Below are 22,467 nucleotides of genomic sequence, written 5' to 3' on the forward strand. Positions count from 1 at the left end.
AGGATAGGTGAACCGATCATGACCGTCATGAAAGCCGTCAACTGGAACCGGCCGGACGATGATTTCTCGATTACGTTCTGGAATCAGAACATTATGCAGTTTTGGACCGACGAGGAAATTCCGTTATCCGACGACAAAAAGTCGTGGAACGAGCTCAGCGAGGACGAGCGTGCGCTGTATATGAAGGTGCTGGGCGGCTTGACGCTGCTCGATACGGTGCAGGGCGGCGTCGGCATGCCGAAAATATTGGAGCACGTCGACGGACTGCAGCGCAAAGCGGTACTCGGGTTTATGGGCATGATGGAGCAAATCCACGCCAAATCGTACAGCAGCATCTTCACCACGCTCGCGACGGGCGAAGAAATCGACCGCGTCTTCCGCTGGGTGGAGGAGAACCCATGCCTGCAGACGAAGGCGGAGACGGTGTCGCGTTTTTATCAAGGCATCCACACGCCTAAGGATCTGTATTTGGCCATGGCAGCTTCGGTGCTGCTGGAAAGCTACTTGTTCTACAGCGGCTTCTTCTTCCCGCTCTATTTGGCCGGACAAGGAAAAATGACGAGCAGCGGCGAGATCATCGACCTCATCCTGCGAGACGAGAGCATCCACGGCCTTTACGTCGGCGTACTGGCACAGGAGCAGTTCGCCAAGCTGGAGCCGGCGGAACAGCAAGAGGCGTTGGACACGTTCCACGAGCTGCTGCGCACGCTGCACGCGAACGAGGAGCGGTACACCGAGGAGCTCTATGGCACAATCGGTCTGACGGAGGAAGTGAGGAAGTTCGTGCGCTACAACGCGAATAAAGCGCTCATGAACCTCGGTCTGGAGCCTCTGTTCCCAGAGGAGGACGTGAACCCGATCGTCTTCAACGGCATCAGCACCCGCACCAAGCAGCATGATTTTTTCTCGAAAAAAGGCAATGGCTATATCCGCACCATTCATGTAGAGCCGCTGAAGGACGAAGATTTCAACTTCAATATGGGCTAACCCCAAATAGGTATATAGATGAAGAAACCTGCCTAAGGAGAGGCTTCGCTCTTCTCGGACAGGTTTCTTTTTATCTCCCATGCTTCGCAGCCGCGACTGATTCAAAAGGAGGATACCTAAGACATTGGAACTATGATATAGTGGGTTTATTCAGATATATTTGATGTGAAATTGACAATACTTAGGCAAAACGACCTATTGAAAGGGTGTTTGATGATGACGACTTCTATAGACAATTTAATCCGGAAGATGTCCAAATACGTCGCATTCGGCAACCCGGTTTCGGCTGGTTCGGTAGTGAGCCAACGCCTCTCCGATCCCCGAATCCCGATGCTGGCGTATTACTTAACCATGCAGAGCAAGAATGAGCAAGAACAGTATTACCACGAGGTGTGGCTCAAGAAGGAAGGCTCGTTCGCTATTACGGAAGCATGGTATAAGGAGAGCAATGTCACCCGCAAGCTGCTGCAGGACAACCTGTCGCATGACCAGCTGCAGCGCTCGATCGGTGAAGAGGATTACAGCAATATCGTGCTGCGGATTACGGAGATCATCAAGAAATACGAGAAGCAAGACTGGCGTCCCCAATCCCGGCGTGTCCAATAAAGCTTTCTTAGCTTGAGCCCGGTTGGTGGCGCCTCCGCCAGGAGCCTCCGGGAATCAGCGGACAGCCGCGGGAATCTTCCCAGACATACACCCAGCCTTCAAGTCCCTCATCCCTGGCATCGCGAACCCAAACCCGCTCGTAATCATTGAGCTGTCCGGGACCGTAATAGTCCTCGAGCTCATCCATTCGTTCCAATCCCTCAGGCGTAACTAGCAGCCATTCGCCTTCCACCGGCAGGCAATTTTCCGCATCCGACAGGACCAGCCCAGGATATGTCCCGTAGTCGTAGAGAAAGCCGCGAACCGCCCCGGCTCGCACCGACAGCAGATACGGAGCCACTACATGGTGATTCGACTGTCCGACGAGCAGCGTACCATACACAAACACAGAGATCATGACACCCGCCCTTTCCTCTTTGTTAATAAACAGCTTCAGCAACCTAGTCCCGAGACTGGCAGCCTTCGTGCTGGAGCCCTAGCCTTGAACCTCTCTCCTACCTGCGGCATACCCTAATATATCCGCTACTGTTGACAACCGACATCGCTATGTACGATGTAACGGTTGCAACAGGATCAAAGGAGGGAGCCGCTTGTTAAGTCCAGACGATGCGAACAAAATTATTCGCTTTTTATCCGCCGCTTATTATTGTACCGATTCCGAGGAAGCCCGAAAGGAATTCAATCGGTTAGCCAATGAACTGCGGAAAGCTTCAGGGCAGCCGGAGGAGTAAATAAGCCTGTTAAGGGCACGCTCATTATCATTTGTACAACAACGAGGTCATTCCCGACATCAAAAAGTAACGCCAACGCAAAAGCCGTTTCTCTACCCGCAGAATAATGGTCGAGGAGCGGCCTTTTTTATTTTTCGGCAGGAATAGAAAAAAGCCAAAAGCGTCCACTTCTGGCTGTTTCTCCCGCTCCGATCCGGAGCTATATATATTAACCTGTTGGTCGTTAATGCATTGAAGACGCCGCTTCCTGCTGTCTGGTTGTGAGCCCGCGCGTTTTTACAATGATTTTGCGAATGCTGTCCTCCGACAGATGGAACTGACGGATCAGCTCAGTCACGCTGTGACCGTTCTGGTATAACCGGTAAATCTCATGGTTTCGGCGCAAAATCGATTGCCGCGTGCCGTTGTTCTCGCCCCAGCCTGCGCGTGTCTGTTCCTTTTTCGGAATATAAATGATCTCGCCCTGGATGTAATCCTGCAGCTGCTTCAGCAGGCTAGCAGGCAAAATGTCCTTCCCGTTCTTGTACCCCACCGATGAAAGCCTCCTTTCGTGCCGTGTTGAAACCGAGCCTCGAAAGTATCAGCATTTTCATCTTCACACCTCCTGAGCGATTGCCTATGGCAAACCACCCTTGGAATAAAAAAAACACGATCTACCACATCGTGCCCGAATGCTTTTTCTATGTCATTTCAGGTGACGGTGATTGGAGAAAATGCATATTCACTTGCGAGCAAACCCCATACGTTTTTTAACTGCGCTTGTAAACAAATTCATTTTACCTGCACTCCTTTCACCTGAGTTTTGTTATAGTTGTTGAACCTGAATTTATTTAACCATACTTTCCCAATTCTGTCCAGTTGAACGGAACCTGACGGGAGCAAGTAGGGAGGAAAGACCTAGGGACGCCTAATTCGTATAAAAGGGAGCCCGAAGGCCCCCCCGGTAATACCGGGCCTCTGCTTACGCAGAGACCACCTCAGTATTTGTTGTAATCATTGTTCACGATCACTCCTTTCCTTTAGCGTCAGCTGGCCGGCTACAACCTTATTAACTCATATTGCGCGTCCAGCAGCAAGGTGTCAGAATGATTATAACGATTTATTCCTAGCCGAATTTAAAACCCTTGCTTCTTCAGCCAGTTGGCGCATACATCCGTCCATGTACGAACCTGCGGATGCTCTTCGGCCAGCCCCAGCCCATGCCGTCCGCTCTCATACACATGCAGCTCGAACGGAACTTGATTCTGGCTTAATGCGGAAGCGTAAACCAGCGCATTGGCGACCGGCACCGCAGCGTCATCGGCCGTGTGCCAAATAAAGGCCGGAGGCGTATCCTCCGTGACTTGATTTTCGCTGGACATCAGCTCCACGAGCGCCGGATCGGCCGGCTCCCCAAGCAGATTCGCTTTGGAACCGCTATGGAACTGGCTTTGGAACGTGATGACCGGATAGCACAACACCTGCACATCCGGCCGCGAGCTCTCGCGCTCAATCGGATCTTCCGCAGCCGCGTTGCCCAGATCATAGTGCGTGCTGGCGCTGGAGGCCAAGTGTCCTCCGGCGGAGAAGCCGAGGATTCCGACCCGCTTCGGGTCGATGTTCCACTCGGCGGCGTGGTGCCGCACGGTCCGGATCGCCCGCTGGGCATCCATCAGTGGATTAGGGTGACGATACGGCGCAACCCGGTAATGCAGGACGACGGCGGAGATGCCCAGTGTATTCAGCCATTGTGCCACCGGATCGCCTTCATGCGGGGCTCTTCTTGCATACCCGCCGCCCGGGCAGACAACGACTACAGCCGTAGGTGTCTCACTTGGGATCAAAAAAGGGACCAGCGTCGGTACATCTTCGGCTTCATTACCTAGTGCATTGGGAGTGCCTCCCGGCCATAGCAGCATACTCATCTTCAAGCTACCTCCTCATAGTGTGAACTCATAGAAAAGCATACTACAAGCCCTAAGCGGATTGAAGGATAATTTTCCACCCACCCCTCTCTACTGCGCCAATGCAGGCTCCGTCCCGTGACTTGGGCGCTCCATGTGCTTTTCCCCCGACCGATAGCACGTTGTACTAAGCAGCGAGAGGACGCCAACCACGATAAACAAAGGCAGCATGCCCCAATGAGACAGCAGCGGCATCCCCACGAGCGGTCCGGCGAACCGGCCAAGCTCACGGAACGTTTGCGCGCCGAAGTACGCTCCCCGCAGCTTTTCCGGAGCGATCATATCCGTCAAGGCATTCCCGGCCGGGAAGCACAGCACCTCTCCGATCGAGAAAACGACCATCGCAGCAATCATCGCCCACCAAGAGTCCGCCAGGGCGAACCCTAGCCCGCCCAGCGCGTACAGCACGTTACCAGCCTTCACCGACACGAGAGGAGACCGCTTCTCGCTCCAGAATGTCAGCGGGATTTGGCAGCAGATGACGGTCAAGCCATTGGTAGTCATAAGCCAGGAATACAGCCAGACCCCCTTGTCAAAATGATCAGCCACAAACGGCGCCATCGTCGACAGCTGCGAATAAGTGAACTGCATTAAGATCCCGCCCAGCAAAAACCACAGCAAAGCGCGGTCCCGAGCGACCGTCTGCAGCGCTAGCCCCAACGTGATTGGCTCTTTGTGCACCGTATGGGTCGAATCCTCCGAATCCTTAACATTGTATATTTTTAGCAAGATAAACAAAGCGAAGGCGTACAGCGCATAAAAAGCGCCCGTCACCACAAACGCCGCATCCCCGCCATTCAGGCCCATTAGCGCCCCGACGATCGGACCGATGGCGAAGCCCACGTTGTTCCAGGTGTAGCGGATCGAATACGCGCGCACCCGGCGCTCACTAGGCGTCAAGTCGCTGATCAGCGCTACCGACACCGGCTCAAAGCTCGAGCGGCACAGCCCGTTAAGCACATTGAGCAGCACGAACAACGGGGTATATGTATTCCATGCGAACAGGAAAAAGACCGCCGCCCACAGCCACAGCGACACATTCAAAATGCGCAGCCGCCCCCACTTGTCGGAGAGCGCTCCCCCGAAAAAACCGAAGAGCATCCCTGCCAGCGCCCCCGCTCCGACGGTAAAGCCAATGCCTGCGGGGCTCATATCCGTATGCTTCGCCAAAAAGATCGTCAGAAACGGAACCGTCATCGACGTCGCAATGCGTGACATGGCCGTTCCCGCGAATAAACATTGGACGATAGGGTGAAACGAAAACGCCGATTTTTCCGCTTTCTTCATGCGCTAATGCTCATCCTCTCTTTGAAAAACCGGTTTAATCAATTCTTTTGCTAACAAATTATAGGGGATATGTTAAACTAGGACAAGAAAAAATGTGTCGAAAAAAGGGGGCATTAGGCTATGCAAACGAACTATGAGCAAGCGGCGGCATTAGTAAAGCAATACGGGCAGGAACACCTGCTTCAGTTTTATCCTGAGCTATCCGAGGAGGCGAAGGAGCAGCTGCTCGATCAAATCGTGAAGCTGCCGTTCGAGCTATTACAGGAGCTGTCGCAGCCGGACCCTGCTGAGGTGAAGGGTGCATCAGCATCAGCATCTGCCTCAACATCTGCCTCAACATCTGCCTCAGCAAGCCTAGAGCCTGTACCAGCCCACGACTGGGACACGTTCGATGCGCAGGAGCAGGCGTTTTTCGCCGAGAAGGGCTGGGACATGCTGCGTCGGGGCAAAGTCGGCGCTCTGGTAGTGGCCGGCGGCCAAGGGAGCCGGTTAGGGCATGAGGGCCCGAAGGGCACGTTCGATATCGGATTGCCATCCGGCAAATCCTTGTTTCAACTGCAAGCGGAGCGCTTGCTGAATCTGGGCGGGCAGGCCGGACGGCCGATCCCGTGGTACATCATGACGAGTCCGGAAAATCATGAGGAGACGGTACAGTTTTTCCGTGTGGCCGATTTCTTTGGGTATGCCGAAGATGATTGCTTCTTTTTCCAGCAGCGCGTGATGCCTGCTATCGATACCGAAGGCCGCATCCTGCTGGCAGACAAGGGTGAGATCGGCTTTGCGCCCAGCGGCAACGGGGAATGCTTCGCAGCGCTCCAGCAGAGCGGCGCCTTGCGAGACATGAAGCAGCGCGGCGTGGAATGGCTGTTCTACTACAACGTGGATAACGCGCTGATCAAGGTGGCGGACCCGCTGTTTGTCGGCGTTGCTGCGCACTACGATTACCCGATTGCGACCAAGACGGTGGAGAAGGCCTATCCGGAGGAGAAGGTCGGCATCCTCTGCCTGAAGGGCGGCCGCCCTGCGGTGGTGGAGTACACCGACGTGCCGGAGGAGGTCATGCAGCTGCGGGAGCCTGACGGGCGGCTGACCTACGGGCTGGGGAACATTTCGATTCATTTATTCCGGCGGGATTTCATCGAGCAGCAGGCCGAGACCGGCGTGCCTTACCATAAGGCGCATAAGAAAATTAAATACATCGATAACAGCGGGGATCTGGTTCAGCCGGAAGCGCCGAATGCGTACAAGTTCGAACGGTTTATTTTTGATTTCTTCCCGCTCGCCGAGCAGATGACCGTACTGAACATGAAGCGTGAAGAAGAGTTCGCCCCGGTCAAAAATAAAGAAGGCGTCGACAGCCCCGCCACTGCGCGCGAGCTGGTGCTTGAGCTGCACCGGCAATGGCTGCTGGCCGCAGGTGTCTCTCCGGAGGCGCTGGCCGGCCGCCAGGTCGAGATTTCCCCGCTCGTCTCCTACGCGGGGGAAGGCTTGAGTCGGCCGGAAACGCTCCGGTCGCTGGGCTTGTAGCCCCTCAGCCGCCACCACGCCCTTTGTACGGGATATTTCCCGTACTTGCTTGCGTTCGGCGGCCACCAACAAAAAAAGGTCATCAATCACTCACCCCGTGAATGATTGATGACCTTTACTTTTTACTCCCAAACGACTTCCCAATTGCTGTTCAGCGAAGCTTCAATCGTTCCTCGCTCCATAATGTACGAAGCCAGCAGCTCCGCCATATCGGTGGGGATATCCTTCACCACGGGCTTGCCCTGGAACATCATATAATTCCCGCCGCCGCCCGCGCGGTAATTGTTCATCACCACATCGTACTGCCCGTCCGGATCGATCGGCCGTCCTTCAATCTCCAGCCGCGTCACCCGCTCGCCAACCGGGCGCGAAATGTTCAACTGATACTCGATGCCTTCCCACATATCGTAGTTGTAGTGCGCCGGTTTCGGATCACTGAACTCCGGGCTTACTTCAACCGGGCCGTTACCATGATAGGTGGCAAAATAAGATGCCGAACGCTCTAGCGCCGCCCGGATGTCGCTCCCGCTCACCCGAATCACTTGCAGCGTGTTCGGGTAAATATAGTTCGATACGATGTCGCGCATCGTTATATTTTCAGGGAACCCGGGCGAGACATTATCGAACAGCGCCGTGTTCGATATCGCCGCGCCGGACAGCTCCATCTGCACCTTATTGATGAACTCAATCAGCGGATGCTCCTTCAGCCGGACCTGCATCGGGTCCTGCACCCGCATATCGCCCAGCAGGCGGCCGATCGGCTGATCCAGCCACACCTGCGTCTTCGCCTCGTGCGGACGGACCAGCTCAAGCATAGCTTCATCCGGCTCTACCCCTTGCGGAGACAGGAGCTCGGCCTTTTTTTCAACGACCTTCCACGCGCCCTCCACCTTGTCCACCTTCAGCGTCACCTTGCTAAGCCAAGAGCCTGCGCTGCCCGGCTGAACGATCGTCACGCCGTTCACCTTGGAGGCCAGCACACGATGCTGATGACCTGTCAGCAGGACGTCGATGCCCTCGACCTCCTGACAGATGGCGTAGCCTTGATTTTCCCCCGTCAGCGGCTCGGTCGGCTCTCCAGTGTCCAAATTACGCTCGAAGCCCCCGTGGTAGGACACGATGACGACGTCCGCTCCCTCCACTTCACGGAGATGACGAACCCAACGCTTGGCGGTCTCCAAAGCATCCATAAACTTGAACCCGCGAATGTGCTCCGGATTTTCCCAGTTCGGAATGTAATGGGTCGTGAGGCCCAGCACTGCGACCTTCAAACCATCCTCAAAGGTCTTTACCCAATAGGGCTGACCAAAGTACGGCTCCCCCGTCGCAGCATTGACAATATTCGCGCTCAGCCACGGAAACGCCGATTCCCGAACCGCCTTATTCAGCAGCTCTGGCCCATAGTTGAATTCATGATTGCCGATCACAGCGGCGTCATACCCCAGCTCGTTCAAGCACTGGACCATAGGACTCGGCGCTGCGGCGTCCAATCTTGCATGATGATAAGCCAGCGGTGTGCCTTGAATCAGATCGCCGTTATCGATCAACAGCACCGACGCATGCCGCTTCTTTTCCTGCCGAATTAAGGTCGCTAGCCGGGCAAAGCCGTATTCGACCGTCGAATTATTCGCATATTGAATGGGCAGCAGATTCCCATGAACATCGCTCGTTTCCAAAATCGTGATCGTCCGTTCGTGACTCATTCCCCTGTGTCAACTCCGTTTTCCTCGAATTGTCTACACTATACCAAAAATAGGTCTCCATGCACAATCTGCAAGCCCTTTCATTGTTTTTCGACACGAATTTGCAGAAACTTAACGATTTTTTTATGGCGGTTAGCCCAATTTATGTTATAGTAGTAAATGGATTTTCAAGCTAATTTCAGGAGGTCAAGTCAAATGTTTAAAAAATTTACAACGATCAGCTTGTCTTTGCTGCTGACTGCAGGGATTGCTGCAGGCTGCGCTAAGAAAGACCAAACTCCAGCAGCACCTGCTCCGGCCGACAAAAAGACAGAAGCGCCGGCAAAAGGCTTTGTACCAAAAGAATTGCGTGTTCAATTCGTACCGTCCCAGCAAGCAGAAACGTTGGAAGCAAAAGCAAAGCCGCTTGAGAAGCTGCTTGGCGACAAGCTTGGCATTCCTGTAAAAGTATCCGTATCCACCAACTACAACACCGTTATCGAAGCTATGGCATCCAAGCAAGTGGATATCGGCTTCCTGCCTCCAAGCAACTATGTAATCGCACATGACGACAAGAAAGCCGTTGACCTGCTGCTTCAAGCACAGCGTTTTGGCGTAGACGATAAAACCGGCCAAAACACGAAAGATCTGGTAGACTTCTACAAATCCATGATCATCGTAAAAGCCGACTCCCCAATCAAAGACATTAAAGACCTGAAGGGCAAGAAAATCGCTTGGCAGGATGTAACGTCCTCCGCAGGCTATGTATACCCAGCGATCTTGATGAAGAAGAACGGCATTGACCCAGAGAAGGACGTAACAGGCATCACGGTAAAAGGCCATGACAAAGGCGTTCTGGCAGTACTGAACGGCGAAGTCGATGCAGCAGCGGTATTCCAAGACGCTCGTACAACCGTTGTGAAAGACTTCCCAGATGTATTCAGCAAGGTTCGCGTACTGACATTCACAGATCCAATCCCTAACGACACCATCTCCGTTCGTAACGACATGGATCAAGCGTGGAGAGACAAGATTGCTCAAGCGTTCATCGACCTGGGCAAAAATGAAGAGAGCAAGAAAATCATCCAAAGCGTATACTCCCACGAAGGCTACGTGAAATCCGATGATAAGAAGTTCGACATCGTTCGTCAGGCAGCTAAGGAAATCGGCCAAAAGAAATAAGGCTCCTCTGCTCAGCTGAGCGAAGCCCCAACAAAAAAAAGGATGCTGGAATCCAATTCCGGCATCCTTTTTTTTATTCGATTTTGCTGGTCACCAGCTTGTCCGGTACCTTCTCAAACAGCGGGCTGACGGACTCGCTCTTATGAATCCGACGAATCGTTTCGCCGAAGAGCGGTGCGACCGACACCAGCTTGATTTTGCTCGACTGTGCGATATAAGGGTTCTCCACGGAGTCAGTCCCGATAATCATCTCGAGCGGACTTTCCTCCAGCTTCGCGATCGACGCCTCATTCAAGACCAGATGCGACAGACAGGCCAGCACGCGCTTCGCTCCCCGCTCCTTCAGCAGCTTCGCCATTTCGATCAAGGTGCCGCCGGAGATCGAGAAGTCATCGACGATCAGCGCGGTTTTCCCGTTCACATCTCCGATAATCTCCATAATTTCCGCCCGCTCCTTGTGATCCTTCCTCGTTTTATCCCCAATGGCTAACGGCGTACCGAGGTAATCGGCGAACTTGTGAGCTTGCTTGGCGAATCCAACGTCCGGAGACACGACGACCAGATCCTGCAGCTGCATCCGCGTAATCGTCTCGCACAGCACTGGGAGTGCAAAGAGGTGATCCACCGGCTTTTTGAAGAAGCCCTGGATTTGGTGACTGTGCAGATCCATCGCTACGACACGGTCTGCGCCGGCCAATTCGATCGATTCCGCACATACCCGAGCTCGGATGGACACCCGCGGCTCGTCCTTTTTATCCCCTTTAGCATAGCTGAAGTAAGGTAAAATTAACGTCACGGTGTTGGCGCTAGCCCGTTTGAAGGCATCGATCCAGAACAAAATTTCCACGAACTCATCATTCGGCCGCATCCCGATGGGCTGAACTAAGTAGACATCCTTATCACGTACCGTCTCCCCGATCCTTACGAACGTATTGCGGTCCGAGAAGGTAAACGCTTCCGCTACTCCGATCTCAACCCCCAGATACTGGCACACATCCTCAGCGAAGGCAATACCTGAGCTGCCGGCGAATATCTTGATTTCACCATGTTGCATAATTTACCTCCCCAAAGCTTGTCATTCCATCTCTCATGAATTGATCTATTGATATTATTACATCCTTCCCCAGCATACGCTATTTTTCGTCATACCTCAACAATTCATTTGTACCAAAAGTGCGGCGTAAATCTGCTTCCAGTCTCCTTGGAGCGCATCAGCCTCAGTCGGTACATACCCTTGTAGCGCCTCCGAATCCTTGAGCAAGTGCCCCTCAAAATGCAGACCGCCGTCTCCTCTTGGTCAATGGACCCGTTTGCGACCAGCTTTTTCAGCCCTGCCACCGCAGCGGCAGAAGCCGGCTCACAGCCGATCCCAGACCGATCCACAACCGATTTGGCTGCAAAAATTTCCTCATCCGACACGGACACCGTCACCCCATCCGTAAAATGGAGCGTACCCACCGCCTTCTTCCAGCTTGGGGGATTGCCGATGTTCAGCGCACTGGCACGGGTGGACGGATGCTTCTCCGCCGTCAGGCTGGCGGCTCCCTGCGCAATCATTCGGTGGAACGGACTCGCACCGTCCGCCTGCACAATAGCCACGCGCGGTACCCTCTCAATGAGCCCGATCGCCTTAAGCTCCCGCAGCCCTTTCCCCAAGGCGGATGCGTTGCTTAAAGCTCCCCCTGGCAGCACAATCCAGTCCGGCAGCGACCAATCCATCATTTGCGCGATCTCGAAAATGATACTTTTCTGCCCCTCGATCCGGAACGGGTTGACCGAATTGCAAACATACAGCCCCAGCGCCTCCGCATGCGTCTCTAAGAACTGCAGACCGTCATCGTAAGTGCCGGTAAAGCGGACCAGCCGCCCGCCGTACGCGAGCGTTTGCAGCACCTTGCTGCCCGCCACGCCCTCGCTTGGCACGAACACGTACGACTCGCCGCCGCAGAGCGCCGCGTACATCGCCAGCGACGCCGAGGTATTGCCCGTCGAGGAGCAGGCAAAGCGGTTCATCCCGAGCGAGCGGCCATGCGATACCGCAACCGCCATGCCGTTATCCTTGAACGATCCGCTTGGGTTCTCACTCTGCGCCTTCAGCCATAACTTCCTCGCACCCGTGAAGCGGCTAACCGGCTCAGAGGCGTACAGCCCTGTATTGCCCTCATATTTCGTTACAATTTGATCCATAGGCAGCAGCGGGTGGATCAGCTCCTTGTACCGCCATACCCCACCCGCCAGCGGTGTCGTCCGTTCGGCTAATCGCTCGTGAAAGAGCCTTTTCAACGCATCAGCATCCAGTCCGCTAAAATCATGCTCGATCTGAAGCAACCCTCCACACGCACAGCGGCTCATCACGGTATTCCATTCAAAAGCTCGCGTGCAATCGTAACAAATTATTTTCATCATCATTTGGGTTCCTCTCATTTCAATGGTTGCTTACCATCGCTAATAAGCTTAGAATAAGAGAAATCATTTCATAAATAAAATATAATTTTATTAGATACTCATAAATAATAATTATGAATTGTGGAGAGGAATTCCATCGCCTATGAACCTGCATGCCCTAAAAATTTTCAATACCGTCGCCCAAACCGGCAGTGTCACACGAGCCTCCGAGGCACTGCGGATCAGCCAGCCGGCTGTCACGGTGCAAATTCGCAATCTGGAGCAGGAGCTCGGACTTGTCCTCATCGCTCCCAAGGGGCGCGGCATCCTGCTAACGGAAGCCGGCGAGTTCGTCGCGGCCGAGGCCGGTCGGCTGTTCGCGCTGGAGCGTGAGATCGAGGCGCGCATCAGCGATCTAAAGGCCGGACACACCGGCCACCTGCGCATCGCAGCGACTTACCTGCCGGCCAACTTCCTCCTGCCAGGCTGGATTGCCGCGTTCAAGCAGTCACATCGAGACGTGAAGGTAAAGCTGCAAACGGCGAATGCCCGGCAAGTCATGCACCAGCTAGCCCATTATGAGGTGGAGCTGGCCTTGATTGGAGGCGGCATCGAGCCGGAGCCCGGTATCGGCCGGATGCTGCTGCTGGAGGATCCGATGTGGTTTGTGGTGCCGCGGGGATATCCGTTAGCGAATCAGGAGGTCGGCTTGGCCGACATTTTGCAGGAGCCGTTCATCATGCGGGAGGAAGGAAGCCGTACCCGTGAGATGCTGCTCGCCCTGTGCCGTACCGCGAATTTGAATCCACCCGAAGCCGCCGTGCAATGGAATGGCATGAACGAAGCCGTTCAAGCGGTCAAAGCAGGCTATGGCGTTATTTTCGCTTCCGCCGCGGAGGTACGGGAGGATGTCGAGCGCGGCGACGTGGCGCGGGTACACGTGCGGGGGATACAAGCGGTAAATCCGATCGCCGTCTATTATCGAGAGCAGGAGGCGCTGTCCAAGCCGGCTGAGACGCTGCTGCAGGTGATCCGGCATAGCCTTTAAGCGCTGAAAAAAGCCTGCCCCCACCGCATGTGGAGACAGGCTCTTATGGTTTAAACCAATCGTTTACGAATCGAAGTCGAGATCATATCGATGATCGTGACCATCACGATAATGCCCAGAAGGATGATACCTACTCGGCTCCAACCGCGAGCCTCCAGCGCAAAAATCAGTGGAGTACCGATCCCGCCGGCGCCGATCATCCCAAGAATCGCTGCGGAGCGAACATTGATTTCAAAGCGGTACAGCGAGAAGGAGAAGAATTCCGGCAGCACCTGCGGAATGACCGCGAACCAGAGCACCTGCAGCCGGTTGGCGCCGCATGCCGTCAAGGCTTCCGTCGGTCCGAGATCCATGTTCTCGACCGCCTCGGAGAACAGCTTTCCGAGCATCCCGATCGAGTGCAGCCCGAGTGCCAGCACCCCGGCGAATGGCGTCGGTCCCACCGCCTTGATGAACAGGATCGCCATAACAATCTCCGGGAACGTCCGGATAAGACTGAGCACGAACTTCCCGCTTGCGGTAACCGCACGGTATTTACTCATATTATTAGCTGCCCAGAATGCAAACGGCACACAAATAATCGCCGAAATAAACGTACCCAGGACGGAGATCGCCAGCGTATCCAACAGCCCCCGAAGCAAATCCTCACCTTCCGGAATATAGACATAGGACCAGTCGGGATGAAAGAGTCCTTTGAGGATGGACTTCGAAATTTGTCCGGCCGTTTCCTTAATGCCTTCAAATTGAATGCCGTTGAACGACCAAATATAGATCGCCAGAATGATTAACGCAACCAGCCAAAACCGGAGGCGGCCTCCTGACGGTGCTTTTACGGATGGATTTGTCATAGCAGCCTCTCCCGAATTTTAGTACTCGCGTAGTCGATGATCAGGACGATCGCCAAGGTCACCAAAATAATCATGCACGAACGGTCATATCGCAGCTGGTTCAGCGACCGATCCAGGAACAGACCAATCCCCCCTGCGCCGACCAAGCCGAGTACAGCCGCCGCCCGCACGTTGACTTCGAACGTGTACAGCAGGTAAGCCATAAACGAGGCCAGCACCTGAGGGACGACGCCAAAATGAATCCACTGCAGCTTATTCGCTCCAACCGCCGTCATCGCCTCCAGAGGCCCCGGATCGATTGCTTCGATGGATTCATAGGCAAGCTTCGAGATCAGACCAAACGAGAAAAACATAAGCGCCAGCACCCCTGCGACGGGCCCCAAACCGAAGATGGCAACAAAAACCGCCGCAAATAGTAAGTCCGGAATGGTTCGCACCAGGTTAAGAATAAATCTTGCAGGGTAGTACAGCACCGGAGATTTGGTTACGTTTCTTGCCGCAAGCAGCGAGACGGGGATGGCAAGAATGGCTCCGAAGGTCGTACCGACCACCGCCATTTGCACCGTCTCCATCATCGGCTTCCAAATCACATCGATGTAGGACCAGTCCGGAGGAAACATGTCCACGAGCAGCTTACCCATTTCCGGCGTACCGGTGATGAGCTGTGTCAATGTAGCGTCCGTTTTATATGCGCTGCCCCAGAGTAATAAGATTAAGATGATCGCATTTAAATACGTCTTGGTACGATTGGGCTTTTGTAACGGAGCAGCTTTGCCGATCGAATCAGGCTTCATTTACTCCTGCACCCCCAGCAGCTCGTCCTTCTTGATCGCACGGCCGTAAATCGCCGAGAACGCTTCATCAGTCGCTTCCGATACAGGACCGTCGAATACGACCTCACCTGCACGCAAGCCGATGATGCGGGTAGCGTACTCCCGGGACAAGTCGATAAAGTGTAGGTTAACCACCGTCGTGATGCCCAGCTCTTGATTGATGCGCTTCAGGTCATCCATGACTTGACGAGTCGTGAGCGGGTCCAGCGAGGCCACCGGTTCGTCCGCGAGAATAATTTTCGCTTCCTGCGCCAACGCACGGGCAATCGAAACCCGCTGCTGCTGACCGCCAGACAGCTCGTCTGCGCGAGCATACGCCTTCTCCCGAATGTTTACACGTTCAAGCGCTTTGAGCGCCAGCTCTACATCGTGCTTCGGGAACAAGCCGAGCAGCGTGCGAAGCGTGGAATGGTATCCGACCCGGCCAGAAAGTACATTGCGAAGTACGGAGGAGCGCTTCACCAGATTGAAATTTTGGAAAATCATCCCGATATCGCGGCGCAAATTGCGTAGGCTAACACCAGACGCATCCGTGATCGAGCGGCCGTCGATGAGGATTTGACCGTCGGTGATTTCATGCAGCCGGTTGATCGAGCGCAGCAGCGTTGATTTTCCGGCCCCTGAGAGCCCAACAATAACCACGAATTCCCCTTTATTGATCTTAAGATTAATATTTTTTAGACCTGTCGTCCCGTTGGGATACACTTTAGATACATTTTGAAATTCAATCATAGGTTCCGTGAATTCCCCTTTAGTTAGAATAAAATGGCCAACAAGATAGTATTCGACATTTAGCGCGGTTATCCTCTTTATTTTTCAGCGGTTTACAATATCCCTAGGACTTTCCACCCAGCTTCTGACTATGCCAGCCATGATACCCACCATGCAATGACCGCGGCGCCGGGCAGCAGCAGAAGCTGTGCAAGCACGGTCCCTGCCAGCCTGGATAGCATGAGCAAGCCGAACATTTTGTTCATCTCAGACGTGCGCACCTTCCCCGCCATCGCCTTGTCCGACAGCAGCGCCACGCGTGGGTCAATAAAGATCGTCAGCAGGATTGTCGCAATCCCGTTAATGAGCCCAGAGGATTGAGAAGCCGCGAGCGCATGAGCCGGGACGAGATAAGATGCATAGAGCGAGGAAAGCACGCCTACCGTATAAATGCCCGTCACCGCGGTATTTAATACCAGCAGTCGCTTCGGAATGCCGCCGACCCGCAGCCGCATCAGCATTTCAACTCGGGGCATGCGCACCTTCCGCTTGATCCGCTTGAGCTTATCGATCGAGACCGATTGCTTTACCAGCGCAGGAATGGACCCCGCAATCTCCAAATGCGCCACCAGCCGCATAAACACAAACACCATCGTCGGAAACAGTACAATCGAGAGGATCGTTCCTATCGAGGCAGCCGCCAGGATCAAATGAAACTCCGTCTGAAGCGGTATGCCCGTTCCCTTCTTGGCCGCATCAATGAGTCCACCGGTTAAAGGCCCTTGGGCCAGGTTCGACGTCCGCGAGACTAGCACGATGATGCCGGTTAGTGATAACGCTACCGCCAGCTTGCCGCTGCGGATGCCTGCAAGTCTGACCGCATAGCCGAGCGTTTCGGCCGCATGGATAACAAGCGTTAGTGCACAGATTAGTAGAAGTGAGTTCCCCATTCGATCCTCCTCACTTGAAGTAGAAAAACGCGATTGCATACCGTTACCTTTAACGGCTGACAATCACGTTTTATTCGACGCACCTTCGAATCAGCTTCCGGCTACATCCCGTTTCGTAAAGAGCAGCCAAGACACCACATAGAACACAATCCAATACGCTACAAGTACAGACACCGAAAATCCGAGCGTCATGCCTGGCATCACGGGCTTCCCGCCATTCACATAAGGAGCCAGATTCGTATTGGCAAACAGCAAATATTTCACCCAGCTATATTTCAATTGCGCCAGGACGGCCACAATTGCTGAAGACGTGAACATCAGAAAAATAGACAATCCAATCGCAAGCGAGCTGCTGCGAAACACCGCTGAGATCATGAATGACAGGGTGGCTGACATTAAGAGGCTCACGAATTCCAGACCATACGCTTTCATGATGGTAGATAACCCCGCATCAGGGCTAACCGTACCCGAGACTCCAAATAAGATTAATCCGGTAAAATAACTGACAATCAGCGTAACCAGCAGGAAGGTCAGCATGAACAGAACCACGGAGACATATTTTGCGAGCAAAATTTTGCCCCGTGAGGCCGGTCGAATCAGCAGCAGCTTAATCGTTCCCCAGGTGAATTCGGAAGCCACGATATCACCTGCCACGATCACAGTAAAGATGGCTGTTAGCGCCGTAAAATTTAAAGTCAGTAAGAATGCCATAAATTGCAGCACATGATTCATGCCGGTTTCAATGACATATTTCATCAAAATCCCGGTCAAAATAACCGCCAGCACCAGAATCGCAAGCATAACCGTGGTCCGCAGACGGGTGTAGATTTTGGTTTGCTCATTTTGCACGAGCCGAAGAAAGCTAGACAATCCGATTCCCCCTTGTCACCTCGAGGAATTGATCCTCCAGCGTCTTGGTCATAGCCCGAATGGCAAACACGTGGATTCCCGCCTCAACCAGCCGGGCATTGAACGCTGCAACCGCCTCCCGACGGTTGGCCAGCAGGACGACAAGCTCAGCCCCTTCGGCCTTGACAAGCATTCCGTCCTCCATCAGCTCAAGCGCCGCGTCCAGCTGGCCTACCTCGAAGCTGACTTCCACCTTCTCCGTCTCCGTAGGCGCTTCCTTAAACGAACGTACATCCAACAGCTTGCCGTTCTGTATAATGGCGACACGGTCGCACATCAGCTCCATCTCGGAGAGCAGGTGGCTTGAGACGATAACGGCAAGTCCCTCTACCCTCGACAGCTCCCGCAAATAATCCCGAAGCTCGCGGATGCCCTCTGGATCCAGCCCGTTCGTAGGCTCATCCAGCACCAGCACGGACGGACGATGAAGGATGGCCTGAGCCACGCCAAGCCGCTGGCGCATGCCTAGCGAGTAGGTTTTGACTTTATCATGAATGCGGTTTTCGAGCCGAACGAGCTTGACCACTTCATCGATTCGATCCTTGTTTACATTCGGCATCATGCGGGCAAAATGCATCAAATTCTGATATCCGCTCATAAAACCGTAAAATTCCGGATTTTCCACGATTGCCCCGACGTGCACCATTGCTTCCTCAAATTGGCGCTTCACACTTCGGCCTTGGATCGTCACTTCCCCTTCGGTGATCGACATGAGGCCGACCATCATTCGGATCGTGGTCGTTTTTCCAGCACCATTCGGGCCGAGAAATCCAAACACCTCACCAGGATACACCTCAAAGGTGAGCCCATCAACAATCGTCTTGGAGCCGATCTTCTTCGTCAGCTGCTGCAGCGAAACAACTTGCGTAGTGTTCATAAAACCTCCCAAACAGCAAAAAAGGTAGAATATCCATTTAACAGGAAAAGTATACCATACCTTCTGAGCCCGACCAAATATTGGCTTGCCGCCTGGACTTATCCCTACTGCTCATCATAATATTTTGCCAGTGTAACCATCATACTGCCCATCCGTTCTTCCTCAGGAGCGACCACCCGGCTAATCCCTTCATCCCGCAGCGCTTCCGCCGTTACCTTCCCCACCGCGGTTGCAACAACGCCATCTTCAAAGGCTTGCGTCACTTGCTTGGCCCAGCCTTTATCTCTGGCGTAGGCCATCAGAAAACGCACCTGCGGAGTACTCGTGAACGTAACCGCATCCAGCTCGCCTTCTATAATCTCCTTTAGCAGCGTATCCACGATGGCCGTCTCCGGCGGGATATGCTTGTAAGGTAAAATCTCATAATACTCCGCACCGCTCTTACGAAGCCACTGCACCAGCCGCGGCGCATGATCCCCATACAGCTGCAGCGCCACCTTATTTCCACGTAAATCGTACGGCATCAACGCTCTTAGAATCCCTACCGTCGTTCCGTCATCATCACGAACCGTAGGCTCTAGTCCAAGATGCTTCAAATATTTGACCGTTTTGTAGCCGCGTGCCGCGATTTGGGTTCGACTGAGCGCTTTCACAAATTCCTCTGCCAGACCCATGCTTTCCGCCACCTGGACCAGCATTTCCGTTCCAACCCCCGTCGTCAAAATGATCCAATCCGCACCATGCTGAATCAGCTCAACGACTTTCTTCTCAACCTTTTCACGTTCAATTTCTACCGTTCCCTGGGCAGGCCGAACAATCGGGATTCCCCCGAGCTTTTCTACAATGACACTTAGCTCCGCCGCCTTGCGCGGTCCGGTCAGTGCGATGCGTTTTCCCTCTAGCTTGGCCATTTCCTTCACTCCTTGAAACTTCATGTGAGATTCTATTACATCTAATAAAATGTACTATACCCCATATCTTTTACTTCTTCAATCCTTACTTACATCCAAAACATTACTGCGCCGCACCATCATGTTTTTTTCGTCACAGGTTAAACTAGGAGCATCCATCACCTTCATTGCTGAAGGAGGTCCTATTCATGTACAAGCTTCTGCTCTTATGCGCTTGTCTGCTGCTATTCCTACCCGGCTGTGGGAAAGACCAGTCGAAACAAAAAGCCCAAAGCCAAAACCAGCAAAACGCCAAACCGATCGATTCCCAGCTCCAAGAGCAAATGAAAATGTACCAGGAAGTCAAAAAATCCGAATACGAGCAGCATCAGAAAACGCGAAAAGCCGAGAAGGATCAATTGAAAAAGCTCCAAAAAACGCAGGAGGAAACCCTTCGCCGCGAATATCAATTTGAAGAAAAGGTTCGTAAAGGCACTAATCCGTTTAGTACCGACAAAAAGCAAAATCAGCAGCAGCAACAGCAAAAGTCATCTTCCAGTGATCAAGACAAATCCAAGGATAATAAGAACGAGTAGTAACAAAAAAATCCAACAGCCCATATCTCTTCCCATGAGCCGTTGGATTTTGTTTTCATTTGGAGTTCACGCCTTACTTCCCTAAGACATCCTCTAATTCCGTAATTAACTGATTCAGCGTTTGAATGCTAACCACAATGTTATCGATCATCTTATGCTGCTCTTCCACACTCGCCAATACTTGCTCACCGACACCGCAGCTTCTTGTGTAATGATGGAGACAGAAGTCACGTCTAACGATATGTACGGAGGAGTCTCTTAGATGGGTGCTAACCGATTCCATTTCGTCCGCCTTCACAGCAAGCACCTCGGAGCACTCGACAATCGTAGAGAACACCTGAGCCACCTATTCCATCTTCTTCTGACTTGCCCTAACCGCTTCAAACCCGTCATTGATTTCTTTTGCTGCGAGCTGCATCATGGTTTGAATTTCGTTCAAAATGCAAATCCGCGGCCATGCTCACCGGCTCGTGCAGCCTCAATATCTGCAATTTGCGCAAGCAAATTCGTTTGGGTAGAAATTTCATGTATCGTCGTTAAAATCGTCCCAATCTGCTGGCTCTGCCCGCCCAGCTTATTCATCATTTCAACGGTCTGCTTGACAATTCCATTAACCTTGTCCATCTCGGCTTGCATAAGATCGACCTTTGCGTTGCCATGCTCCGTAATGTGCGACATTTGACCGGTTAGCTCTCGCATCGATAAAGAGTTGCAGTTGGCCATCCGAATGGACTGATCCAACCGGCCATCAACTCCAATGTGGAATAAAAGTAATTGGTAGCAGCAATGCCAAACAGGCCAAAAGACAAGAATCGGTCGATAATCATGATAAATGGGGACGAGAATTAGGCTAAAATACAACAAAATATAAGTCGTAAAACTCGTGGACTGTGCAATTAATGCAAAGCTTACAAGCGCCATCCCGAACTTTATGCCATACTTTACGTAAGCCACGAACCATTTTCTCCAAACCACCACACTCAAAACTACAGCTACACTGTCGCCATACTCATCGTATTACTAACCAACCCCAGCAGCAAAATCACCCAATATAGCGAAATCATTAATTTATTTCTTGCATGCAATTGTTCTTGCTTCCCCAACAGTTCCATCATCTCTTTCAATTTTAAACATATCCCAGCTGGCTCTCGTACCTCAGTTAAGCCCCGGAAAACAAAAAAAGAACTGCTTTGATAAGCAGTTCACTTGTTTCGTATATAAGCGGATGATGGGAATCGAACCCACGCTACCAGCTTGGGAAGCTGGAGTTCTGCCATTGAACTACATCCGCAAATAAAATGGTCGGGACGACACGATTTGAACATGCGACCCCCTGGTCCCAAACCAGGTGCTCTACCAAGCTGAGCTACGTCCCGTTATTTTAAGATGCCGGTAGAGGGACTTGAACCCCCACGGTTTCCCTCACGATTTTGAGTCGCGCGCGTCTGCCAATTCCGCCATACCGGCAGGTATGGATGTATTTCAAAAATGATGCATTAATGGCGTGCCCTGAGAGATTCGAACTCCCGACCTTTTGATTCGTAGTCAAACGCTCTATCCGGCTGAGCTAAGGGCACAAAAAAATATGGAGCGGAAGACGGGAATCGAACCCGCGACCCTCGCCTTGGCAAGGCGATGCTCTACCGCTGAGCCACTTCCGCTTAAAGCTATGCGCTCGAGAGGACTCGAACCTCCACGGCTGTTACCCCACTAGAACCTGAATCTAGCGCGTCTGCCAATTCCGCCACGAACGCATATTTTGTTGATGGTGCGGTTGAGAGGACTCGAACCTCCACGAGCGTACGCCCACTACCCCCTCAAGATAGCGTGTCTGCCATTCCACCACAACCGCATATTGAATTCAGAAAAAAAGTGAGCCATGTAGGACTCGAACCTACGACACCCTGATTAAAAGTCAGGTGCTCTACCAACTGAGCTAATGGCTCATACTATTAAATGGTGGAGGCTGATGGATTCGAACCACCGAACTCGTCAGAGAACAGATTTACAGTCTGCTGCGTTTGGCCACTTCGCTAAGCCTCCTCATGTTGACGCTGAAGGTCAAACATGTGGTGGCTCGGGACGGAATCGAACCGCCGACACGAGGATTTTCAGTCCTCTGCTCTACCGACTGAGCTACCGAGCCGAATAGCCATGTTTCATACACACCACGAATGTGGTATCCGCTTGGCGACGTTCTACTCTCCCAGGACCCTGCGGTCCAAGTACCATCGACGCTGGAAGGCTTAACGGTCGTGTTCGGGATGGGTACGCGTGGTTCCCTTCCGCCATCATCACCAAACGGATTGTTCAGGATTTGCACCCTGAAAACTGGATTCGAAACAAAGCTTGCTGAATCGTTTTGGATAAGCCCTCGACCGATTAGTATTCGTCAGCTCCACACGTTGCCGCGCTTCCACCCCGAACCTATCTACCTCGTCGTCTACAAGGGGTCTTACATACTGGGAAATCTCA

At 53.0% G+C, this 22,467-nt stretch carries 22 protein-coding genes, 10 tRNA genes, 2 rRNA genes and 1 pseudogene; 7 read left to right on the forward strand and 28 right to left on the reverse strand.

Annotated features, from left to right (window positions below):
- Window positions 1-18 precede the first annotated feature (18 nt).
- The gene (nrdF, locus tag FPZ49_RS29710) at window positions 19-987 is read left to right on the forward strand and encodes a class 1b ribonucleoside-diphosphate reductase subunit beta (protein WP_144853999.1); all 969 of its coding nucleotides are present in this window, start codon (window positions 19-21) and stop codon (window positions 985-987) included.
- 216 nt (window positions 988-1,203) lie between these two features.
- Window positions 1,204-1,593, forward strand: coding sequence for a hypothetical protein (locus FPZ49_RS29715; RefSeq protein WP_144854022.1), 390 nt, complete (start codon window positions 1,204-1,206; stop codon window positions 1,591-1,593).
- Window positions 1,594-1,600: 7 nt separating this feature from the next.
- On the opposite strand, the gene FPZ49_RS29720 is transcribed toward FPZ49_RS29715, so the two are convergent.
- Window positions 1,601-1,990, reverse strand: coding sequence for a gamma-glutamylcyclotransferase family protein (locus FPZ49_RS29720; RefSeq protein WP_144854000.1), 390 nt, complete (start codon window positions 1,988-1,990; stop codon window positions 1,601-1,603).
- A gap of 193 nt (window positions 1,991-2,183) precedes the next feature.
- Here FPZ49_RS29720 and FPZ49_RS29725 point away from each other — a divergent pair, with 193 nt between their 5' ends.
- Complete coding sequence (locus FPZ49_RS29725; protein ID WP_144854001.1) at window positions 2,184-2,324, forward strand: N-acetylmuramoyl-L-alanine amidase; 141 nt, start codon at window positions 2,184-2,186, stop codon at window positions 2,322-2,324.
- Between the two features lie 223 nt (window positions 2,325-2,547).
- Here the strand turns inward: FPZ49_RS29725 and FPZ49_RS29730 are convergent, their stop codons facing one another.
- The 3 genes from FPZ49_RS29730 to FPZ49_RS29740 form a co-directional block, all read right to left on the reverse strand.
- On the reverse strand, window positions 2,548-2,856 hold the full coding sequence (locus FPZ49_RS29730) for a CD3324 family protein (protein WP_144854002.1): 309 nt from the start codon (window positions 2,854-2,856) through the stop codon (window positions 2,548-2,550).
- A 583-nt stretch (window positions 2,857-3,439) separates the two neighbouring features.
- The gene (locus FPZ49_RS29735) at window positions 3,440-4,228 is read right to left on the reverse strand and encodes an alpha/beta hydrolase (protein ID WP_144854003.1); all 789 of its coding nucleotides are present in this window, start codon (window positions 4,226-4,228) and stop codon (window positions 3,440-3,442) included.
- Window positions 4,229-4,318: 90 nt separating this feature from the next.
- Complete coding sequence (locus tag FPZ49_RS29740; protein ID WP_144854004.1) at window positions 4,319-5,554, reverse strand: MDR family MFS transporter; 1,236 nt, start codon at window positions 5,552-5,554, stop codon at window positions 4,319-4,321.
- Between the two features lie 120 nt (window positions 5,555-5,674).
- Between FPZ49_RS29740 and FPZ49_RS29745 the strand changes: the two genes are divergently transcribed.
- On the forward strand, window positions 5,675-7,081 hold the full coding sequence (locus FPZ49_RS29745; RefSeq protein WP_144854005.1) for a UTP--glucose-1-phosphate uridylyltransferase: 1,407 nt from the start codon (window positions 5,675-5,677) through the stop codon (window positions 7,079-7,081).
- A 122-nt stretch (window positions 7,082-7,203) separates the two neighbouring features.
- On the opposite strand, the gene FPZ49_RS29750 is transcribed toward FPZ49_RS29745, so the two are convergent.
- Entirely contained in the window at window positions 7,204-8,784 is a 1,581-nt protein-coding gene (locus FPZ49_RS29750; protein WP_144854006.1) for a bifunctional metallophosphatase/5'-nucleotidase, read from the reverse strand.
- A gap of 195 nt (window positions 8,785-8,979) precedes the next feature.
- On the opposite strand from FPZ49_RS29750, the gene FPZ49_RS29755 reads away from it, so the two are divergent.
- Window positions 8,980-9,945 (forward strand): phosphate/phosphite/phosphonate ABC transporter substrate-binding protein, encoded by a 966-nt coding sequence (locus FPZ49_RS29755; protein ID WP_144854007.1) that lies wholly within the window; start codon window positions 8,980-8,982, stop codon window positions 9,943-9,945.
- A 73-nt stretch (window positions 9,946-10,018) separates the two neighbouring features.
- Here FPZ49_RS29755 and FPZ49_RS29760 read toward each other — a convergent pair whose 3' ends face one another.
- Window positions 10,019-10,999, reverse strand: a complete 981-nt coding sequence (locus FPZ49_RS29760) for a ribose-phosphate diphosphokinase (protein ID WP_144854008.1) — start codon at window positions 10,997-10,999, stop codon at window positions 10,019-10,021.
- 96 nt (window positions 11,000-11,095) lie between these two features.
- Window positions 11,096-12,348 (reverse strand): annotated as a pseudogene (thrC, locus tag FPZ49_RS29765) (threonine synthase).
- 145 nt (window positions 12,349-12,493) lie between these two features.
- Here thrC and FPZ49_RS29770 point away from each other — a divergent pair.
- A complete protein-coding gene (locus tag FPZ49_RS29770) occupies window positions 12,494-13,378 on the forward strand; it encodes a LysR family transcriptional regulator (RefSeq protein WP_144854009.1) in 885 nt (294 codons plus the stop codon).
- A gap of 50 nt (window positions 13,379-13,428) precedes the next feature.
- Here the strand turns inward: FPZ49_RS29770 and phnE (FPZ49_RS29775) are convergent, their stop codons facing one another.
- The 7 genes from phnE (FPZ49_RS29775) to FPZ49_RS29805 form a co-directional block, all read right to left on the reverse strand.
- Entirely contained in the window at window positions 13,429-14,226 is a 798-nt protein-coding gene (gene phnE / locus FPZ49_RS29775; RefSeq protein WP_144854010.1) for a phosphonate ABC transporter, permease protein PhnE, read from the reverse strand.
- Complete coding sequence (gene phnE / locus FPZ49_RS29780) at window positions 14,223-15,020, reverse strand: phosphonate ABC transporter, permease protein PhnE (protein WP_144854011.1); 798 nt, start codon at window positions 15,018-15,020, stop codon at window positions 14,223-14,225. The genes phnE (FPZ49_RS29775) and phnE (FPZ49_RS29780) overlap by 4 nt, the downstream gene beginning before the upstream one ends.
- Window positions 15,021-15,791: a phosphonate ABC transporter ATP-binding protein gene (gene phnC, locus FPZ49_RS29785; RefSeq protein ID WP_144854012.1), complete on the reverse strand. Its 771-nt coding sequence runs from the start codon at window positions 15,789-15,791 to the stop codon at window positions 15,021-15,023. It lies immediately after the preceding gene.
- Window positions 15,792-15,919: 128 nt separating this feature from the next.
- Complete coding sequence (locus tag FPZ49_RS29790; protein ID WP_144854013.1) at window positions 15,920-16,720, reverse strand: lipid II flippase Amj family protein; 801 nt, start codon at window positions 16,718-16,720, stop codon at window positions 15,920-15,922.
- Between the two features lie 90 nt (window positions 16,721-16,810).
- The gene (locus tag FPZ49_RS29795) at window positions 16,811-17,590 is read right to left on the reverse strand and encodes an ABC transporter permease (protein WP_144854014.1); all 780 of its coding nucleotides are present in this window, start codon (window positions 17,588-17,590) and stop codon (window positions 16,811-16,813) included.
- Window positions 17,583-18,506, reverse strand: a complete 924-nt coding sequence (locus FPZ49_RS29800) for an ABC transporter ATP-binding protein (protein WP_144854015.1) — start codon at window positions 18,504-18,506, stop codon at window positions 17,583-17,585. The genes FPZ49_RS29795 and FPZ49_RS29800 overlap by 8 nt, the downstream gene beginning before the upstream one ends.
- 104 nt (window positions 18,507-18,610) lie before the next feature.
- Window positions 18,611-19,417, reverse strand: a complete 807-nt coding sequence (locus FPZ49_RS29805) for a uroporphyrinogen-III synthase (protein ID WP_144854016.1) — start codon at window positions 19,415-19,417, stop codon at window positions 18,611-18,613.
- A gap of 188 nt (window positions 19,418-19,605) precedes the next feature.
- On the opposite strand from FPZ49_RS29805, the gene FPZ49_RS29810 reads away from it, so the two are divergent.
- On the forward strand, window positions 19,606-19,992 hold the full coding sequence (locus FPZ49_RS29810) for a hypothetical protein (RefSeq protein ID WP_144854017.1): 387 nt from the start codon (window positions 19,606-19,608) through the stop codon (window positions 19,990-19,992).
- Window positions 19,993-20,065: 73 nt separating this feature from the next.
- On the opposite strand, the gene FPZ49_RS29815 is transcribed toward FPZ49_RS29810, so the two are convergent.
- From FPZ49_RS29815 to FPZ49_RS29880, 14 genes are all read right to left on the reverse strand, one after another.
- The gene (locus FPZ49_RS29815; protein ID WP_144854018.1) at window positions 20,066-20,338 is read right to left on the reverse strand and encodes a hypothetical protein; all 273 of its coding nucleotides are present in this window, start codon (window positions 20,336-20,338) and stop codon (window positions 20,066-20,068) included.
- Window positions 20,339-20,427: 89 nt separating this feature from the next.
- A complete protein-coding gene (locus tag FPZ49_RS37335) occupies window positions 20,428-20,733 on the reverse strand; it encodes a methyl-accepting chemotaxis protein (protein ID WP_315899213.1) in 306 nt (101 codons plus the stop codon).
- A 479-nt stretch (window positions 20,734-21,212) separates the two neighbouring features.
- A tRNA-Gly gene (locus tag FPZ49_RS29825) sits at window positions 21,213-21,283 on the reverse strand.
- An 8-nt stretch (window positions 21,284-21,291) separates the two neighbouring features.
- A tRNA-Pro gene (locus FPZ49_RS29830) sits at window positions 21,292-21,368 on the reverse strand.
- An 11-nt stretch (window positions 21,369-21,379) separates the two neighbouring features.
- Window positions 21,380-21,459 (reverse strand) — tRNA-Leu (locus tag FPZ49_RS29835).
- A 33-nt stretch (window positions 21,460-21,492) separates the two neighbouring features.
- A tRNA-Arg gene (locus tag FPZ49_RS29840) sits at window positions 21,493-21,569 on the reverse strand.
- Between the two features lie 9 nt (window positions 21,570-21,578).
- Window positions 21,579-21,653: transfer RNA gene (locus FPZ49_RS29845), tRNA-Gly, on the reverse strand.
- Window positions 21,654-21,662: 9 nt separating this feature from the next.
- Window positions 21,663-21,746 (reverse strand) — tRNA-Leu (locus tag FPZ49_RS29850).
- A 12-nt stretch (window positions 21,747-21,758) separates the two neighbouring features.
- A tRNA-Leu gene (locus tag FPZ49_RS29855) sits at window positions 21,759-21,844 on the reverse strand.
- 21 nt (window positions 21,845-21,865) lie between these two features.
- Window positions 21,866-21,938, reverse strand: a tRNA-Lys gene (locus FPZ49_RS29860).
- A gap of 11 nt (window positions 21,939-21,949) precedes the next feature.
- Window positions 21,950-22,035: transfer RNA gene (locus FPZ49_RS29865), tRNA-Tyr, on the reverse strand.
- A gap of 27 nt (window positions 22,036-22,062) precedes the next feature.
- Window positions 22,063-22,138, reverse strand: a tRNA-Phe gene (locus FPZ49_RS29870).
- Between the two features lie 39 nt (window positions 22,139-22,177).
- Window positions 22,178-22,294 (reverse strand): 5S ribosomal RNA (gene rrf / locus FPZ49_RS29875).
- A gap of 60 nt (window positions 22,295-22,354) precedes the next feature.
- Window positions 22,355-22,467, reverse strand: a 23S ribosomal RNA gene (locus FPZ49_RS29880); the annotation flags it as partial.

The sequence above is a fragment of the Paenibacillus cremeus genome, assembly GCF_007786445.1.
Classification (GTDB): Bacteria; Bacillota; Bacilli; order Paenibacillales; family NBRC-103111; genus Paenibacillus_G; species Paenibacillus_G cremeus.